Raw genomic sequence first — 17,407 nt, 5'->3', positions numbered from 1 at the left:
TAGAATAAAATTTTCCAGGTAACTAAATTATGACACATTTCAGTGAATATTCCCTTTGCCGCCAAATAGATTTTCACCTAAGCAGCTGGATGTTAATCCACTTAAATAGCAGAGTCCTACATATTTGGAGCGTTTTACAAATGCCTTCTATGCTATTAGGGTATTTTATAAGACCCAAGTCGTATATTGTGCAACCTTCAACCTCTCTATGCACAATTTAAGTCTTCCAAAAAAGCTGTACTTAAGGCATATAAGATTTTATTGCCCCCAATCATCATAGACTATTATATGTGATTTCATTGTTACCTAGTTGCAAGTGTAGAAGTGTTCGAACCTGTAGTATAGTTTATTAATCTGTCAATAGAGCCACTAACAGCTTGGTATACACATTTCACAGGTGTAGATATAATCGCAGGCAAATTTTCTCTATATGTTACCGCCAATGCTGTTACTGCCATAATTGAATATGTTGCTAAAATTGCTGTATAAAATGGTAAAGTGAATGCCAAAAGTAATTCTGAAGGTAAGATTAGTACACGAGCTGTAGCAATTATATTTAAAAACAGTATAAGAGGGTCTTGACACCATGCAACATTAGTAAGATATGATCCTCTATTTCCTTTCTCTGAATTTATGATGCCATACAATCCCACGTAGTCCCCAATCTTAGTCCACAGCTCAGCTGGTAGCTCAAGAGTGGTGTTATCTGTCTGCTTCACTACTCCATTAAGCGCAAGAAAGTTCTCTGAATGATGTTTATTAAGTGCTCTGATTTGTTTTAAGTGTTTTTCAGAATCAATATCACCTCTAGCAACTTTGTGTTCCAACTCGTTCATAACTACCTTGATACTAGGAGCGCTAAGATCTTCAAATCTACCCTCCCTTGCATCTTGGCACCTGCTTTCAAACTTATCTCTTGGAGTTACTACTATATCATACGGACTTATGTAACTTCCTATTTTAGTCCATATCTCAGCCGGTAGTCCGGTGTTATCTGTCTGCTTAACTACTCTATTAATCTTTAGGAACTTGTTCGAATAGTAATTGTTAAGGGTTTTACTTATTTTTGAGTATTCTTTAGAATAATAGTCATTCTTGTTGATTTTGGGCTTTAGTTGACTTATTAGTATTCTGATATCTGTAATATTAAGCTTGTCAAGTCTGCCTTTTCTTACAGCTTGGCACCTAGCCTCAAATATTCGCCTGTTCCTAGCTATCATCTCATTAATACTATTCAGTATTTCTTCGCTTATTTTGTTACCCGTTAAATCGAGCTCAAGAACAGAGGTATTATGCCTCAAAACTTTAGCTATGGCTATAGCTCCTTTACGTTTTATAAAATTATCTTTAAGGTCAAGTATGGTGATTGATTGATTAATCTTTAGGGCTTCAGCTATGGCTATAGCTCCTTTACGTTTTATAAAATTATCTTTAAGGTCAAGTACGGTGATTGATTGATTAATCTTTAGGGCTTCAGCTATGGCTATAGCTCCTTCATGTCCTATAAAATTACCCCTAAGGCTAAGTATGGTGATTAATTGGTTAATCTTTAGAGCTTCAGCTAAAGCCTTGGCTCTTTTACCTCCTGTTTCACAAGAGAGAGAATGTGTAGAAAGGTTTCTGACATTGCTTTTTTGGACTTTTAAACTAATTAAAGTGATTGACTTATTAACCTCTAAGGCCTTAGCTATAACATTAGCTTCTTCGGAATCATAGCAGTAAAATTTGAGACTAATTTCAGTAATTGATTTGTTAATTTTTAGTGCTTCAGCTAAGGCCTGTGCCCTCCTATTTTTTATGCATTCTCCTGCAAGATCGACTGAATCGACCGAATTACTGTAAATTCTTCCTATTAGCTCATTAAATTCTACATCATACATAACTTTATCTCTTATGTTATTATTTTGATAGCATTGTAAAACTTTATTTTTTAATATCTATTTACTTTTATTAAGTTTTACAAATACATCCATGATTGGCTAAGTTTTTTTAATTCAATATTAAGTAATTTTACTATTTTAATTTATGAGACTAACTCTATTTCTTCCTGGGCTTAAAGTATCAATGCCACATTCCATACTTTCATTAATATCATGTATCGTTTGATTTTAAGTCCCCTTAGTACTATTCAAACTAAAACAAGCCAAGCTAAATATTAACTGACTTAAATAGCAGAGATCTACTTATCTTGAACATCTTGTAGATGTCTTCTATGCTGCTGTTCTTATCTGCATAGAGCTGCTTTTAGCGGCTCATGAAACGGTATACCATGATCTTGAAAATCCTCATCAAAATAGTATCCTCTAAACCGAGTTGCATTCATAAGTTTATCTTTATCATAATAAAACATTGGTTTCGACCATGAAAATACAAGGTTATGATCACCCCTTCTTTGCAAATAATTAATATATTGATCTTTATCTATTTCTTTGCCGTCATTAATTACTCTTATACTGTTTTTATATTCATTAACTGCATCCAGAGCTAATGCACAATCATGTCAGCATAGTTTTGAGATTCCTATATAAATTGGTTGCTCTGCATTTTGCAAGACTTCAGTGAATAAAAGATAGTCTATTATTTTACCTTCCGCGTGAGTTTTCTTTTTCTCGTCCTCTGCTCTTCCAATAGCCAATATTGTGTACCCATACTTATCTCTTAACTCATTCTGCATTAAGTTATACTTTTCATAAGGACGCCACTTTATTCGCAAGTTATATATAAATAAAACAAATATTAAAAAATAATATAATAACTATTAACATATAAAAAATATTGTTAAACAGTTTATTTCAATTTTAAAACAATATAAATATTAAAAATCTTTACATATAGTTGAAAAGCAGAATATAAAGATAAAATAGAGCAAAAAATAAGTATGTAGCTTATACTTAAATGAGGCCAGTATGAAAAGGAAGTATTCAAGTTCAGATTCGGATAATAACTATCCGGCTGGTAATATAAAAAAAGAAAAAAAAAGTTCTTTATTAGAATGGCAAAAAGAAATAATTGATAATGTTATCCCTGAACTTCTTAAGGAAAACAAAGTAGATGTAGTTAAAAACTCATTAAGATTTGTTTTTAATACTGCAAAAAAAATAGAAAGTTTATCTAAATACAATAATTATCAATTTTTTTGGTGGGCAATAGAGCACGGTAACCTTGAGTTGATGAAGTACTTTATAAACCATACTACGGAAAGAGGTAAGTTTTTATTAGTTTGCCATAATAACTATGAAGTAATTGAGCAATTTATAGATTTGATCGCTGAAAAGATTAATAAAGGGTACTATCGAAGAGAAATAACAACCGATATACTAAATTTTTATAAGTATTAACCCGCTCCAAACAATTGGAGCAATCGAGCATATATTTGAAAGTATTGGAGGAGATGCTCAAAAAGTAGTAAGAATACTTAAAATAAATTTGAAAGATGCTATCGATAAGCTTGCGAAAGAAGATAACAAAGATATTAAAGAATATCTTGAAGAGAAGAAGGGACAAGATAACAGTCCTTCAGGATTAGATCAGCAAAGTACAAGTGAGAGAAAGTTTACTGCTAAGCTTAATTCCTCAGATGATAAATCCTTTGGTAACCGAGTTAAACAAAAGATATCTTTTGTAAATCAAAGTAATGTAATTGATAAAAATTCTTCTCCACATGCAAGTGAAATCACTTTTGAAAAAGAGAAAAAAGAGGAAAGTTACCAAACTAAGATTATAATAGAGAGAGACGAGCAAAAACATAATTTAGGAAATAATATTTAGCTTAAGTATATTAAGGTTATATACATAAACTAAAATTAAAAAGAAGAACTCCGCCGGTTAAATGCATCATATAGGGTTGCGTGTTTAATGCCGAAGTTCCGGCAAATTGAGGCTTTGCTATCTCCTGATTTTAAGTCATCTAAAATAGCTTCCATCTTTTCTTCATCAATAACTCTCGGTCTACCTCCAATTCGACCACGTCTTTTCACCGCATCAAGGCCTACAATAACTCTTTCCCTAGTTAAGGCTCTTTCATACTGGGCTAATAAACCAAATAATTGAAACAAAAGTTCACCATGTGGAGTGTAAAAAAAATAAGTATGGAAGGAGAGAAATTGTAGAGAATACTATTTACCGTTATAAAAGCATTATTGATACTAAGCTAAAATCTAGAAAATGGGATAACCAAGATGCTGAGACTTTACTTGGTTGCCACTTACTTAATATAATGACAAACTGGGCATGCCTCAATCTGTGAAACTAACTTAGATAACATGGGTAAGCGGTAAATATTCCTTGATTCTGATTTGAGCAACAACGCCACTTTGCAGGCAACAAATTGACAATACCTTTTTCATTGTCTTTCAACACGGCATTATATTTCCTTGAACACTTTCTAATCTTTACAAAATTATATTATTTGTTCAATGCTATACCATTTTACTAGATTTTTTTTAAAATTGTATCCCTGCTTTTTTCTTGGTTTTTTCAATGACGCACGGATGTTGTAAAGGCGTTTCAGTTCGATTTTGCTTTTTCAACGGAGGTGTGTTTATTTTATGATCTCTACTTCTGCTAATTCCTGCTTGTTTAAGCTCATCAAAACCCCTTTTATTCGGTAGTTTATTTAAGACGGGCGTTGGAGATGAAGTTATATATCTGTTTACCCCTAAATTTATCTCTTGCTCATCTTTATCTATTTTAAATGGCTTTATAGTATCCCCCATGTCCGCTTGAGTAAGTGGATATGAAGTAGGTTTATAGGTATCAGGAATCATTGATAAATCATTTAAATTTACTAGCAAATTTTCTATGATTTCTTTTTCATAATTCTCAAATTTATATCTAGCTTTTATTAATTTTTTAAAAAAAGTATAAGCATAAAACTGATTCGAATCTATTTCTATTAAGGAATAATTTTTAAGCAAGCAGATTGCCTGGCATACTTTTAGCTTAGCTATACCTTCATCCAGTCCGTCTTTCATTTTAAACCAAGACTCTGCAAATTCATAAGGTATGCCATCTAGATGTGTATAAGCACAGAGCCGTAACAAATCTAATGCCGGAATATTATCCTGAATTCTTTTTAAGGAGGTATTTAATATAGAAAATATAGTTTTATCATAATTATCTTGTGGAAAAACCGGCTGAGCCATAAGCTCATTCCAACATGTTTTGTATATATTTAAATATTCTTTTATTGAAAGATAGTAGTTATTTTGTTTTATAAAGGTTGCCGCCTGTGCTAACGCCAAGGGAAAGTATCCTAGCTTATTTGTTAGAAGGCATACCTCTTCCTTACTTGCCTTTTCAATAATTTTAAAAATGTACTCTATTGCTTCATTTTCTTCGAATCTTCTTATATTAATGGACGGCCATATTCCCCAATTTTGATTACTTGATGTAATCAAAATATGTATATTTGATTGTTTATGAATATAAGATGAAATACTTTTATAATTTTGTGCTCCGTCAAATATCAATAATAAGCCCGGTATTACTTGTAACTCACTTCTTACTAATCCAATTAATTCCGTTATATTTTTTTCCTCTGTATTAATACCCAAGGTTTTTGCAAAGTCTCTATATTCGGCTTCAAGTACAACATCATCATTGGCTTTCAACCATCTGATCATACTTTTATATTTTTCTCTGTTAGTATTCGCATAGTATAGTGCAATTTGGCTTTTTCCGGATCCTTCCAGTCCTGCAATTACTAAAACTTTTGATTCAGCGTTTTGCAGATTAGCTGTAATCTTATCTATTAATTGTTCTCTTTTCGTAAAATACTCAGCATTATCGGGTATATTCCATATTGCGGGGCGTAACCCTAATTCATGCGCGGGTTGATTTTCAACATGTTTAGATACTAATGGTTCTTTGAGAGTATTTAAGCCAAATTCGTATCGACCGTTTATTCTATAATTAAGTTCGGCTATTTTTATTTTATATGTACTTGATTCAGAACGGTTTCCAAGTGCGCTATAACTTTCTCTTAATAATTCATATATTGTGATTAGCTTATAATGTATGCCATGATGTATGTTTTTGGAAAGCTTCTCAAAATACTCTAATGCTTTATATGCATATTTTATCGCCTTCGCATATTGATATGTATCACGATAGAGACAACTGACGTTTATTAAACAACAGGCAGCGTCTTCTTCAAGTGTGACCTGTAACTTTACGGCTGCCTTGCTTTTATACTTACTATATATTATCTCAGCCTGCTTAAAATAATTTTTTGCTTTCAAATAATTATCTTTATTCTCTCCGATTAATTGACAAATAGCTCCTAAATTATAATAAAGTTTTGCCTGAAGTAACTTAAATGCGGTACATCTGGACTCTGCTTTAATTTCTACTAAAAGCTTTTGATAATAAACTTGTAAACTTTGAAGTCCAAGTACTCCGTTAATATCTTTAAAATAGGTTATAATGTTTTTGTCTAGAAAACTGCAACTTTCATAAAGCCAATATAATTTATTATTTAGTTTATTATTAAAGGTTTCCGTAACTTCTTTTAAAGGTATGCTTTCACTAATTTGATAAATAGCATATATCTCATTCCTCAATGTCCATAAGGTAATAAAATTTTTTTCATTAGAAATGTCTTTTATGCTCTTATCCTTAGATATATTTTCTATATGCTGCAAAGCTTTCTTATATTGGTTAGTAAACAAGAGGCATTTAGCTACAGCCAAATTTAATTTTAATTGTTTTACCGGATTTTCTTCTTCATTCAAACCTTCCTCAAATTTTTCTAAAGCTTTAGTATAATCTCCTAATGTTAAATATAGGTTGCCGAGTTTGTTCTCTTTTTTGTGTTTTGCCATGGAGGATAGCGCTTCAGCATCCTTATAAAAGCTTTCAGCAATTTTATAGTAATGCAGTTTCTTATAATTATCACCTATAGCAGCGAATGACTGGTGCTTGTGTAAACCAAAATCTTTAAAGATATTAATATCTTTTAAATATAAGTAATCTTTGATTTGGAAATAGAATATTTTTATAGTTTGATAATGCGTAAGTAATATCTTCGCTTGCTCTTTATTCAAGCAATAAACATCTTTTTGCTTTTCTATGCCTGAGAAATTACTGTTTCCGTATTCCAGATACACATCTTCTTTTTGTGCGTTGTAATATAAATATGTCTTCAACCTTAACGCTAAAAAATACCTTATTGCCTCTTCTATCTCTTGGGTATCTTCAATATAAGCTTTTATTACTTTTAAATCATTTAACCGTTCGGTACCCGAGGTATGCTTTTTTACATCCTCCAATAAAGCAAAACCATCTATAATCCGATCAAATACTCGATATATGTCATGCTTCGCTAACATTAGTAATTTGCCGCTATTTTCATCATATGTTAAGTGAGGAACAAAAAACTCTATATCTTTTTTTAACCTGCTTAAAACTTCCTCTCTTTTTCTTGTTAAAAATTTTTTTTGTATTAAATCTTTATATTCTTCCAAGAGTAAAGGGGCTTTAATGCTACCGTGAATATATGTAAATGATACTAGCTCACTTACGATCCTTGAGTTAAAGTCGTATTCTCTAAATTTGATTACTACATCTGCTAACTCTTTTGGAGTACCTATAAATGAATGCAGCAAATTTGTTTTAAGCGGAGTAATTTCTGAACTGTCTAAGCTGATACCTCTCTTAGTGGGGCTGCGTGCTTCCAAAAATAAGTTTTTTAAAGTCAGCAATTCAGGAATTTCTTCTTTATCGCTTAAGCCGTAAGTAATTAACTCTTGTTCAGTGAATCTTGTCTCCCCGAAATTTATAATTTTTAATTGCACTAAATTAATTAAATCTTCAAAATATTTATCATTACTTTTAGGGCTTTTGTTTTTTAGTATCATTAATTCCAAGTCGGAATGAGTGGTAATTTCATTTCGACTCATAGAGCCGAGACCGATAATGGCATATTCACATATACTTGAAGTAGATAGCCCTAAATAATCTTCACTTTCAACAATAATATCCTTTACTAAATTTTTTATTGATTTACAAATAAATTGATTAATAACAGTAATAACTACATTATGATTAAGCATATAAGCTACGCTTTCTCTGATTAGCTTTATTCGATTAAGATATATATCTATCCTGTTTTTATAATTAAATTCTTCTAATGACCCTGCGCCTCGGTGTTTAAAAAAACATAACTTGATATATTTTTTTTCTAATAACCCAAGCTTATCTTTAATATAATTATTTTGTTGCGGATTTCCATGAGTCAAATTACTCATAATGGCTCCGTTGTAAAGTTTAGCAGCAGGAAGAAATAATTCTCGGTAGTCTGAAGTATTGACTTCTCCATAATATATTTGCCATAAAAGCAAATTTCCATATAGCTCTAATAATTTTCCTTTTTGAGATTCTTCAGCAAATTTTATTTGTTGTTTTATTTCCGCTTTTGCTAAATTTCTTAACGTTTTATTTTTAAATTTTTCACTAATATTTTTAAAAACATAATTAAATTCATTATTACTTCCATCCTCTTTATCTAATAAATAATCAAAATCGCTTTGCAGGGCTTGTAATAAATTATTATCTACTAAGTTACCTGGTTTTCTTTCATTTGCTAAAAATTTTTTTATCGTAATATTATCTTTATGTCGTTCCTTAATTTTTATGCCGCTTGCTAGAAACAGTTTTAGTTTAACTTCATTGTTTTGTCTGACAGCATTGTTGAATAGAGCATACAAAGTATGGTAATCATCTATTTTATCTATTGAATGAACTATTTGTTCAAGCGTTTCCTCCTCTTTAAAAGATAAACTATAATTAGGTTTAGTAGTTTTATTGGGGTTTCTTGACATAGGTAGCTTAACTAAATTAATGATTGTTAAATTGTATGAATTGAAATTTATTAAAATATAAAAATTTTGTTAAGGTTAGTAGTATTAATAATAAAAAAAAGTTATTAACAAATTTAATATATCGGCTGTATTCTATTGAAGAAAAATGTATTAAATTAAAATAAAAAATTTACATAAAAATGAAAAACAAAGACCTGACGGGAAACAGAGTAACCAGGTTAAGTTTTATATTGCAAGAAGCAAAGGTTAATGGCGCACAGCTTTCGGATGAACTTAATATACTTAATACCTTTATAAATCAAATATTAAATAAAAATAAAATTTCTTCGTATTTGGATATCGTAAGGTTAATAGTAAAATACTTTAATGGTATTCTTGCCCGGTCGCTGGGTTATCTGTTGGAGGATTTTAATAAGGACTCTTGGATATAAGGAATATATGTTCTTTACTTGATATGAATAAGGATGCAAGTGAAAAATACGCCCAAGCCCTACAACATGTACGATAAACTGTAATACAGGTGCTATGATGAATTATTTATATTCTGCAAACGTCAGGTTAGCCGAATTTTTATACACGCCAATGTACTATGTCCTCTTACCGGCTAATTTTATTATGCTTCCGATATATAATAGTATCGCTACCTATTCGTTATTTGAAAGTATAGTCGGTAGAAATTCCGTTATCATTAATACGGGTATTCCCTTACTTATATCCACGGCGGCTGGATTAGCAATATATAGTATTGATACATATATCGGTTCCGGTAATGATAGCTTGTTTATAAATTACTTAAGTTTAAATAGTTATGATATTAACAAAGATGAACAATGGAAACAATTTAATGTGTTCATATTGAATTTTATAAGTTTTTCGATTCTTAGCGAGTTAATTAAAACTATTGAAAGGTATATAAGTGATAAGCTTACTCTATCTTTAGCCAGAGAAGCTGAAGACGCAACTGATAAAAAGGTATACAGTAATCAGAATCTAATCAAAATTTCGTCTCAATCAGATAATAAAAATGATTATCCCAACATTTCATATTCTTGTATATTGATTTTAAGCAGAACCGGCAGCTATTTAACTAAAGGAGCATCAACTGTTATACAAGCAAGCATAGGGGCTTTCATGCTGTTCCAGTTACATCCGATCTTACCTATATTGTCTATAATATATGGAGGAGTAACTCAAATTGTTGGCAAATTGATATCTAAAAAAATAGCTGAACTTGAAACTTTGGTTACTGACAATGTCAACAGAAGGCAGAAACCTTTAAAACAGCACAGTATAAACGAATCCGTAAAATTAGTAACATCAGGAGCGGAAAAGTTAAACTTAAAATATCTTACGGAAACTAAGTCAGAAGAGCGCAGTTTAAAAAATAAAAAAATAATATTGGAAAAGCTATTATCTTTTGTTAATAACACAGCTTCCGTACTTAATGTGGGAATAAGGTGGTATGTATCAGGCTTAATGTTTTATAAAGAAATAATTAAACCGGGAGATAGAGCTATAATAGAAATTGGGATGTTAAAAATTAACCAATCATTTTCATATATATTGGAGATAGCACCGGAGCTTGCTAATACTATGGGTCATATTAAGAAAGTAAGAGCATTTCAAGACAAGTTAAAAGATTTAAGTAATCTAAAAGATGATAAAATTATAAAAAGTTATGAAGAAGGGGTGTTTAAAATTAAACAATTAGCAATGTTTAAAGATAAAAAGTTATTATTCCAAGTTGATAAGTTGGAATGCAAAACAGGAGACCGCTGTGTTATATACGGTTCAACAGGTTGCGGGAAAAGTACTTTCTTTGCTAAAATTAAATCTTTAAATATTACACAAAATTATATAGCAGAAGGATATATAACATACCCTGACAAAAATAAAGAAAAAAATATTATATTAGTTAGCCAGGAGGATTATATTCCTTTTGAGCAATCTATCTATCAATTCATATATCTACCTGAAATATTACCTAAAAAGTTAGTTGAATTAAAGCTGTTAAAGGCGCAGATAAACGATCTGTTGCAGGAGGCTGAAATATTTGAAGAACTACGCTATAGGTTAGAACCTGAAATTAATAGTTCTAGAGATAATATAGATCAAGTTAATTCATTAAGCGGGGGGCAAAAAAAAATATTAAAGCTTATTGGAGCCATAGTCCATAAACCCTCAGTTTTAATACTAGATGAAACTATAAAATCTTTGGATCCAGGTTCTAAGGGAAGAATATATCAAATGCTTGATACTTACCTTAGAGATACAATTATAATATCAAGTTACCATAAAGATAGAGCCGAAAGTAAAAGAGACAAATTTTATAATATAGAATGTTTTATAAAAAATGGCTTTAGTGCAGAGATAAAGTATTATAGTAAAAAAAATAAAGATATACAGGAGATTAGTCTGTAAATTGCATAGACAGAATAAAAGCAGAAAATTGATATTTTAAATGAGCTAAAGTTATTTACTTTAAAGGGTTTAACGGTCCCGTCAACTTAAAGTTGGTATGCTGATATGATGTTTCTGTATAATCAATTTTTATGTATTAAGCATTGTAATGTACAGAGGTAGCTTCATTATATAATGCAAAAGCTGCCTTCATTTTTTGCCTATAATTTTCTGCTCTAAACTTATATCTACCTACTTTTAATAAATTTAAATATTGATCACATGATGATAAAAATAGCTGTGTAGCTCCTGGGTCCTTAAATTTCCTCATTAGGCGTTCTTTTTGCCTAGTAGGTTGATGCGAGTTTTCTATTAAGTTATTTAATCGCTTATGCTTCCTATGTTCAGTAGATTTAAGTATATGCCTCTTAGCAGAAACATAGCTCTTTAACTTATCAGTTGCTATTGTCTTTGGGACAAAGCCACATCTCTTAAGTAGCTTCTTAAAAAATCTCTTAACTGCTTTGGTATTCCTTCTATTTTGCAGGAAAATATCCAGCTCTTCCCCATTACTATCTATTGCCCAATATAACCAAAAAACTTCTCCTCCTATTACTACTCTCATCTCATCTAAATGCCATTTATCTTGGGGAGCATATTGTCTTTTGCTGCGTATATTATTTGCTATTATCCGCCCAAACTTCTTATTCCATTTCCTATTGCTTTCATAGCTTACCTCTATATTCCTGTATAACAGTATTTCAGATATGTCTCTCAAACTTAAACAATACCTGTGATATAGTATAACAACATATCTTATTATTTCAGAAGGATACTTATGCATCTTATACATTAGAAAACACAAACTATTTCAAACCTCCTTTAATACCACATACCTTATCTATTATTAAGTTGACGGTACCACCAGATATGCCAAAAATTCCGACTCATTCCTTGCAGCTGTTCAAATCGGGTGCATAATACTATGGGCTCATGTCTCATGACGACACTATCTAATTTATAATCATATGTGGTTTGCTTAGTTTTTTAGTAAACAATACTGCATATAGCTCTCTTAAGAAGTTAACTTTAAATGCATTTTAGTATATTTATCTCCTTTAAAGCTATTTCTTGCAATTAATAAACAGATGTTATTGATATCAAATATATCTTTATTAAAATCTTCTAATAGATACCCTAATGACCTTATAGGGTTGAAAAAATTTATAGCAAAGCTATTAATCATTACCATATCACCTACAGTAATTTTTTCCCTAATTAAATCGTTAGCACATATACAAAATATAAGAGCTATTGCAAAAGAATATGAAAAGTGTTGCAAAGCCTTATTTGCACAAATAAAGAGATTCAATTTCTTTTCTTCAGATTGTCGTCTATTTAATAACTCAATATATAAATTTTGAGGTTTTATCTGTTTATGATTTAGATAATCGATAGTTAATGCTGATAATTTATCTCTAAAATACTTTACTTTTTCTAAATAAATAGGAAATTTATTTTGTAAGTGAATTGTAAATAATAGGTATATTAAGGTAAAAATGCTAAGTATAGCGATATACTTTATATTAGCCATCTTAATCAAAACCAGCAAGATAGTAACAAGCTTTATGAAATGATGAGCTGAATAATAAATAAAATCCATGAACAGCTTTCTTAAGGCATGCTGTCCTCTATCAATATAATTTATAACCACTCCATTTGATTGCAACTGGGTTTGCTGGATATCTATAGCTTTTAAGCTCTTGAAGATATCTTCAAGCATAGTTTGCTCTAGCTTGAGCATAAAGTTTGAGAATAAAAACTTCCTTATAGGCCAGCATACTTGAGATGCTATGAATATAATAGAATACAATCCTACAAATAAAACTACTGCAATTGTAAATCTATCTACCAGCTGGGCTTGCTTAACCAGAATTTCATCAATTACATATTTGTAAAATATTGGAACTAATGCATTGGATGTAGATATAAACAATGTTATGAATGCAATACTTAATAGTTCATGAAATTTTTGTCTTTTTATTAAGCTTAGCAAATACTTAATTGATAAATATATATAATTTTCTTTATTCATAATCTACTCTTTTAAATTGTTGTATGAAAAAGTTATTAATAATTAAGTTTTGTATTTAAAATCCGTAAAAATTCAGTATAAAATCTTTGGTTAGTGCTTAAATTAATATTAGTAAAACTGTTAAATACTCGACTTGCCTCTACAAATTTTGCTGCAGCTTCTCCCTGCTCATTATCAAATAAATAAGCAACAGCTAGAGAGTTCAGTAAGTTAGCCATATATATTGATTCTCTTAAATTTTTAGTTTTTTTTCGTATTTCAATAGCTTTTTTATAATGAGTAATTGCTGATCTGCATTGCCCTGTTTCAAGATAACTATCTCCTAAGTGCTTCAAAGTTATTGCTATATGTGGATGGTTTTTATTTAAGTATTTTTTTCTTATTTGAAGGGCTTTTTTCAAACATGAAAATGCACCACTAAGGCACTGCTCTGTTTTGTCATTGAACTGGCCTATTTCTTTATAAAGGATTCCTAGATTATGATATACATTTGAAGTATATATATTATCTTTTTTAAATTTTTTCTGCCTAGCTTTTAAAGCATTTAAATAATTTATTTCAGCTTCTTTATAATATTTTAGATGGTATAGTTCGTTACCTTGCTTTTCCCACAAGCAAGGTAAAAGTGGATCTTTTATTTGATCAGGAGCATCTCTTAATACCTCTTCTGCTTCTTTGTACTTATTTAAAGCATCACTATATTTACCCTTTCTATCCAATATATCCGCCAAGCCTGTTAAAGCATAAAACCATCCTAGCTTATTCACTACAGAATTATTAGCATGCTTAGCTGCTATCAGTAATTGCTCATAATCATTATTACTTTCCTCAAACCGCTCATTATGGCGCAAATATAAGGCTCTATTTACTAATAATTTAACTTTTGTTTCAATGAATTGTTGCGAATTTTTATTATTAACTTCCTCAAGAATAATCTCAGCATTAGAAAATAGTTTATCAATGTTGACTACTTGCTCTTCTATTTCCCTCAACCCATTACGATCACATATGGTTACAAAATTACTAATACTAAGTACATATATCAACTTATCGTGAGGATATAACTTATGATAATATAGCATTAAACTTTTAAATGGCATAGCCCATTCACTTGGAAAGACATATCCTTCAAAAATTTTAGATGATATTTGAGCTATTATATTTTCCAGTTTTTTTGCTATAGGAATTTTGTATGCCGACCCAATCAGTTCCATTAGCTTTGCTGGTGATATGGTGAAGGAGTTTGTATTAGATTTTGTATTACAATTAAAATAATTTAAACTCTGTTTGTAAAGCTTAGAATTAAAGTCAACTTCGCTTTCCATTATCAACTTAACCTTATTTATCAACATATTAAATTTTTTATTAAAATATTTTAAACAATTTACCTTTCAGCTATTATTTATGCTTGTACTTTGCTTTTTTACTACTTACAACCATAAGTTGATCACAATTGAAAAATTTAATATCAAGGAAATTATCTGTAGCTGAATAATCAACAGTCAGGATATTTAAACAATAACCGCTGCTAAATTTAGGTTAATATCTGTTTTATAATAAAATTTAAATACCAATGGGCAAAATCATGATCAATTTTGTTCAAATCTTTTTTAATTGAGTAATAATATATCTCATTTATTATTGTGATTGTCTGCTCTGCATTAATTGAGCTATAAGTAGTATTATCCTCTAAAAATGAAATAGTAAAATCCACTGCCTCCTTATATAACTCAGCTACCCATTTAAATGAGGATTTAATGTTTTTATGCGGTAAACAATGAAATAAATCATACTTTGTATTTATAGGCACTTCACCAATTAATTGAGCAACTGTTACATCAAAATACTTTGCTATATGCGTTAAGGTACTGAGCCTAGGAGATATTTTACCCTTATTTAATATTTGATTCACAACTGAGCTAGGTACTTTAAGTTCTTTAGATAATTGAGTATCGGTAATTTTCACATTTGCCATTAATTTTTGTAAAATCACATCCAATTGATTATCTTTAACTCTCATCCTATTCATCTCTCGCAATTGATAAATAAACTATTTATCTTTGCTACTAGATATTCCAAGATATATTGTCAAGTAAAGTATAAAAATATTTTAATTCCATTAGGTTGTGTGAACAAAATTTTATAAATAAGAGAGAGGTGGTAGTTTTGTTGTTAGGAAAAACAAATAAACTAGCGAAATGAAGTATTACATAGAAGAAAGAATTTGGGAACAAATATACGAATTTTTAGGGAGAGAAAGGGGGCTACATAGAAATAAAGAAGGAAGGTTAATGCAATTTATAGAAGGTGTATGGTATATAGTGCAGTGTTGCAAAGAATTGTTTATAAGATTCTTTAGAATATATAAGCAGGAGTAGTTAAATTAAATTGTCTCTCAATAAAGTATTTAATATTTATAGGTGAGCTTTTATGCAAGTGATAAAGCTGCTCCTTTAATAACATGGTCATTGTCTCAATGCCTCGATAGGCTGTTTTATAACTATGATAACCCATAGCATCTTTGGTTTTCCATTTTACTCGTCTTTGATATTGCTCAATTATGTTATTTAAGTATTTGTTCTTTCTAAGAGTTGTATTAATAAACTTACCTTCTTTTTGTAGCAAAGCTAAAGTATATGAGTGATTAGCATCTACCGTGATACTTTTTGGTTCATAAGTATTTTTCTTATTGAGCAATTTAGTTAAAAATAATTTAGCTGCTTTGTGATTACGTGTCTTGCTTAAGTAGAAATCTATAGTGTTTTTGTTACTATCAATTGCTCTGTACAAGTATAACCACTTACCGTATATCTGCCTTCATATTTCGTTTCTCGCAACATGTATGATAAAGGAGCAGGTTAAGAAATGCTTGCAAGTAAGGCTACAAAGGGATTAGCTGACCTTTGAGGTTAGGAAGAGGAGATTCTGGTTCGCAACAAAGATTATTTAAATCTGTGGTAGTGATAAGCACCCTCTTCCAAAGGATCTTAAGCTGGACGGTATCTAAGAAAAGCTCTTAAGAAGCTTATTCTGTATTAACATGGTTAGCTATAGATTTTTTTTACATAGATAAAAAAATAATGCAAGGTAGAAGTTATGTTTGAAGGAACTCTAGGTATAGATATATCAAAGAAAGAACTAGCTGTAGCTTTGATAATTGGAAATAAAATTAGTAAGAACAAATTTGCTAATAATCAACAAGGATTTGCCAAACTTAACCAATGGTTGAGTATAAAAGCAATTAAGGATCTAAAAGTATGTATGGAAGCAACAGGTAGCTATGGTGATGAAGTAGCGGAGTTTTTATATAATCAAGGATATAGTGTAAGTATAATTAACCCGGCTTGCATTAAAGCTTATGCGTCAAGTAAACTAAAGAGGCATAAAACTGATGAAGTTGATGCTGTACTTATTGCTGAGTATGCTAATAAGAATGAATTACACCCCTATAAACCTAGGGATAGTATGCTTAAGAAATTAAGGAGCTTTTATCGTTGTCAGCAAAACCTTAAAATCCAACGTACCCAAGTTTCAAATTACCTTGAAAATGAGCATACCTTACCTGACTCTATAAGTATAATATATAGGAGATTGTTAAATGAAATAGATCTGCAAATTAAAAGTATAGACTTACTTATTGATGAATTACTAACTAACAATTCTACACTAAAAGAGCACTGCGAGAATTTGCAAAGTATACCGGGAGTTGGAAAGATTACTGCTATTGCTATACTATCTGAAGTTCCTGACTTCTCTTCTTTTAACAGTGCAAGACAACTAGCTGCATATGCAGGACTTACTCCTAAACAAAATACTTCTGGCACTTCAGTAAGAGGTAAATCAAGATTGTCAAAAATAGGCTCTTCGAACTTAAGAAAAGCTTTATATTTTCCTGCTATCTCAGCTAAATCACACAACTCAATAGTCAAAGAATTTGCCAATAAATTAAAAAACAGAGGTAAAAATACCATGGTCATTATTGGAGCGATTATGAGAAAGTTACTTCATATAGCATTCGGTGTTATTAAGCATAAAACTAAATACAACTCACAAATGTTATATACTTGACTCCATACACGGTATCACTACC

16 protein-coding genes and 1 pseudogene are annotated in these 17,407 nt (G+C 30.4%); 7 read left to right on the top strand and 10 right to left on the bottom strand.

Annotated features, from left to right (window positions below; genetic code table 11):
- Window positions 1-302: 302 nt before the first annotated feature.
- The 3 genes from NF27_RS11065 to NF27_RS12325 all read right to left on the bottom strand — a co-directional run bounded on the left by NF27_RS11065 (window position 303) and on the right by NF27_RS12325 (window position 2,674).
- Window positions 303-1,880: a leucine-rich repeat domain-containing protein gene (locus NF27_RS11065; protein ID WP_053332521.1), complete on the bottom strand. Its 1,578-nt coding sequence runs from the start codon at window positions 1,878-1,880 to the stop codon at window positions 303-305.
- Between the two features lie 344 nt (window positions 1,881-2,224).
- Window positions 2,225-2,398, bottom strand: coding sequence for a hypothetical protein (locus NF27_RS12330; RefSeq protein ID WP_161791781.1), 174 nt, complete (start codon window positions 2,396-2,398; stop codon window positions 2,225-2,227).
- A 102-nt stretch (window positions 2,399-2,500) separates the two neighbouring features.
- The gene (locus NF27_RS12325; protein WP_161791780.1) at window positions 2,501-2,674 is read right to left on the bottom strand and encodes a hypothetical protein; all 174 of its coding nucleotides are present in this window, start codon (window positions 2,672-2,674) and stop codon (window positions 2,501-2,503) included.
- A gap of 232 nt (window positions 2,675-2,906) precedes the next feature.
- Here NF27_RS12325 and NF27_RS02670 point away from each other — a divergent pair, with 232 nt between their 5' ends.
- Window positions 2,907-3,338, top strand: coding sequence for a hypothetical protein (locus tag NF27_RS02670; protein ID WP_039455528.1), 432 nt, complete (start codon window positions 2,907-2,909; stop codon window positions 3,336-3,338).
- 88 nt (window positions 3,339-3,426) lie between these two features.
- Entirely contained in the window at window positions 3,427-3,768 is a 342-nt protein-coding gene (locus NF27_RS02665) for a hypothetical protein (protein ID WP_039455526.1), read from the top strand.
- A 35-nt stretch (window positions 3,769-3,803) separates the two neighbouring features.
- Here the strand turns inward: NF27_RS02665 and NF27_RS02660 are convergent, their stop codons facing one another.
- Window positions 3,804-4,055, bottom strand: coding sequence for a recombinase family protein (locus NF27_RS02660; RefSeq protein WP_084212766.1), 252 nt, complete (start codon window positions 4,053-4,055; stop codon window positions 3,804-3,806).
- A gap of 23 nt (window positions 4,056-4,078) precedes the next feature.
- On the opposite strand from NF27_RS02660, the pseudogene NF27_RS12020 reads away from it, so the two are divergent.
- Window positions 4,079-4,257, top strand: a pseudogene (locus NF27_RS12020) (IS5-like element ISParac1 family transposase); the annotation flags it as partial.
- A gap of 185 nt (window positions 4,258-4,442) precedes the next feature.
- On the opposite strand, the gene NF27_RS02655 reads toward NF27_RS12020, so the two are convergent.
- Window positions 4,443-8,822 (bottom strand): DUF294 nucleotidyltransferase-like domain-containing protein, encoded by a 4,380-nt coding sequence (locus NF27_RS02655; protein WP_039455524.1) that lies wholly within the window; start codon window positions 8,820-8,822, stop codon window positions 4,443-4,445.
- A gap of 179 nt (window positions 8,823-9,001) precedes the next feature.
- Between NF27_RS02655 and NF27_RS02650 the strand changes: the two genes are divergently transcribed.
- Together NF27_RS02650 and NF27_RS02645 are read left to right on the top strand one after the other, a co-directional pair.
- The gene (locus NF27_RS02650) at window positions 9,002-9,253 is read left to right on the top strand and encodes a hypothetical protein (RefSeq protein ID WP_039455521.1); all 252 of its coding nucleotides are present in this window, start codon (window positions 9,002-9,004) and stop codon (window positions 9,251-9,253) included.
- A gap of 97 nt (window positions 9,254-9,350) precedes the next feature.
- Window positions 9,351-11,243: an ATP-binding cassette domain-containing protein gene (locus tag NF27_RS02645; RefSeq protein WP_161791779.1), complete on the top strand. Its 1,893-nt coding sequence runs from the start codon at window positions 9,351-9,353 to the stop codon at window positions 11,241-11,243.
- Window positions 11,244-11,379: 136 nt separating this feature from the next.
- Here the strand turns inward: NF27_RS02645 and NF27_RS02640 are convergent, their stop codons facing one another.
- The 4 genes from NF27_RS02640 to NF27_RS02625 all read right to left on the bottom strand — a co-directional run bounded on the left by NF27_RS02640 (window position 11,380) and on the right by NF27_RS02625 (window position 15,337).
- Window positions 11,380-12,075 carry an IS6 family transposase gene (locus tag NF27_RS02640; RefSeq protein ID WP_039455516.1) on the bottom strand — a complete coding sequence of 232 codons (696 nt, stop codon included), beginning with the start codon at window positions 12,073-12,075 and terminating at the stop codon, window positions 11,380-11,382.
- Between the two features lie 222 nt (window positions 12,076-12,297).
- Entirely contained in the window at window positions 12,298-13,317 is a 1,020-nt protein-coding gene (locus NF27_RS02635; RefSeq protein ID WP_039455514.1) for an ABC transporter transmembrane domain-containing protein, read from the bottom strand.
- A gap of 35 nt (window positions 13,318-13,352) precedes the next feature.
- Window positions 13,353-14,642 (bottom strand): tetratricopeptide repeat protein, encoded by a 1,290-nt coding sequence (locus NF27_RS02630; RefSeq protein ID WP_161791778.1) that lies wholly within the window; start codon window positions 14,640-14,642, stop codon window positions 13,353-13,355.
- Between the two features lie 209 nt (window positions 14,643-14,851).
- Window positions 14,852-15,337: a helix-turn-helix domain-containing protein gene (locus NF27_RS02625; RefSeq protein ID WP_039455511.1), complete on the bottom strand. Its 486-nt coding sequence runs from the start codon at window positions 15,335-15,337 to the stop codon at window positions 14,852-14,854.
- Between the two features lie 178 nt (window positions 15,338-15,515).
- Between NF27_RS02625 and NF27_RS02620 the strand changes: the two genes are divergently transcribed.
- The gene (locus NF27_RS02620; RefSeq protein WP_039455508.1) at window positions 15,516-15,695 is read left to right on the top strand and encodes a hypothetical protein; all 180 of its coding nucleotides are present in this window, start codon (window positions 15,516-15,518) and stop codon (window positions 15,693-15,695) included.
- On the opposite strand, the gene NF27_RS02615 is transcribed toward NF27_RS02620, so the two are convergent.
- A complete protein-coding gene (locus tag NF27_RS02615) occupies window positions 15,673-16,128 on the bottom strand; it encodes a DDE-type integrase/transposase/recombinase (RefSeq protein ID WP_039455506.1) in 456 nt (151 codons plus the stop codon). The two genes, NF27_RS02620 and NF27_RS02615, sit on opposite strands and share 23 nt — an antisense overlap.
- Before the next feature lie 285 nt (window positions 16,129-16,413).
- Between NF27_RS02615 and NF27_RS02610 the strand changes: the two genes are divergently transcribed.
- Window positions 16,414-17,385: an IS110 family RNA-guided transposase gene (locus tag NF27_RS02610; RefSeq protein ID WP_039455504.1), complete on the top strand. Its 972-nt coding sequence runs from the start codon at window positions 16,414-16,416 to the stop codon at window positions 17,383-17,385.
- Window positions 17,386-17,407: the final 22 nt, after the last annotated feature.

The organism is Candidatus Jidaibacter acanthamoeba (genome assembly GCF_000815465.1).
In the GTDB taxonomy this organism is placed as follows: Bacteria; Pseudomonadota; Alphaproteobacteria; order Rickettsiales; family Midichloriaceae; genus Jidaibacter; species Jidaibacter acanthamoebae.
The sequence above is the reverse complement of the archived record's forward strand: the minus strand, read 5'-3'. Positions and strand labels throughout refer to the sequence as shown.

Bases quoted from the DNA above. Each gene is read 5' to 3' on its own strand.
- NF27_RS11065 (WP_053332521.1), bottom strand. From the start codon at position 1,880: ATGTATGATGTAGAATTTAATGAGCTAATAGGAAGAATTTACAGTAAT.
- NF27_RS12325 (WP_161791780.1), bottom strand. From the start codon at position 2,674: ATGCAGAATGAGTTAAGAGATAAGTATGGGTACACAATATTGGCTATT.
- NF27_RS02670 (WP_039455528.1), top strand. From the start codon at position 2,907: ATGAAAAGGAAGTATTCAAGTTCAGATTCGGATAATAACTATCCGGCT.
- NF27_RS02655 (WP_039455524.1), bottom strand. From the start codon at position 8,822: ATGTCAAGAAACCCCAATAAAACTACTAAACCTAATTATAGTTTATCT.
- NF27_RS02650 (WP_039455521.1), top strand. From the start codon at position 9,002: ATGAAAAACAAAGACCTGACGGGAAACAGAGTAACCAGGTTAAGTTTT.
- NF27_RS02645 (WP_161791779.1), top strand. From the start codon at position 9,351: ATGAATTATTTATATTCTGCAAACGTCAGGTTAGCCGAATTTTTATAC.
- NF27_RS02640 (WP_039455516.1), bottom strand. From the start codon at position 12,075: ATGTATAAGATGCATAAGTATCCTTCTGAAATAATAAGATATGTTGTT.
- NF27_RS02635 (WP_039455514.1), bottom strand. From the start codon at position 13,317: ATGAATAAAGAAAATTATATATATTTATCAATTAAGTATTTGCTAAGC.
- NF27_RS02630 (WP_161791778.1), bottom strand. From the start codon at position 14,642: ATGGAAAGCGAAGTTGACTTTAATTCTAAGCTTTACAAACAGAGTTTA.
- NF27_RS02625 (WP_039455511.1), bottom strand. From the start codon at position 15,337: ATGAGAGTTAAAGATAATCAATTGGATGTGATTTTACAAAAATTAATG.
- NF27_RS02620 (WP_039455508.1), top strand. From the start codon at position 15,516: ATGAAGTATTACATAGAAGAAAGAATTTGGGAACAAATATACGAATTT.
- NF27_RS02610 (WP_039455504.1), top strand. From the start codon at position 16,414: ATGTTTGAAGGAACTCTAGGTATAGATATATCAAAGAAAGAACTAGCT.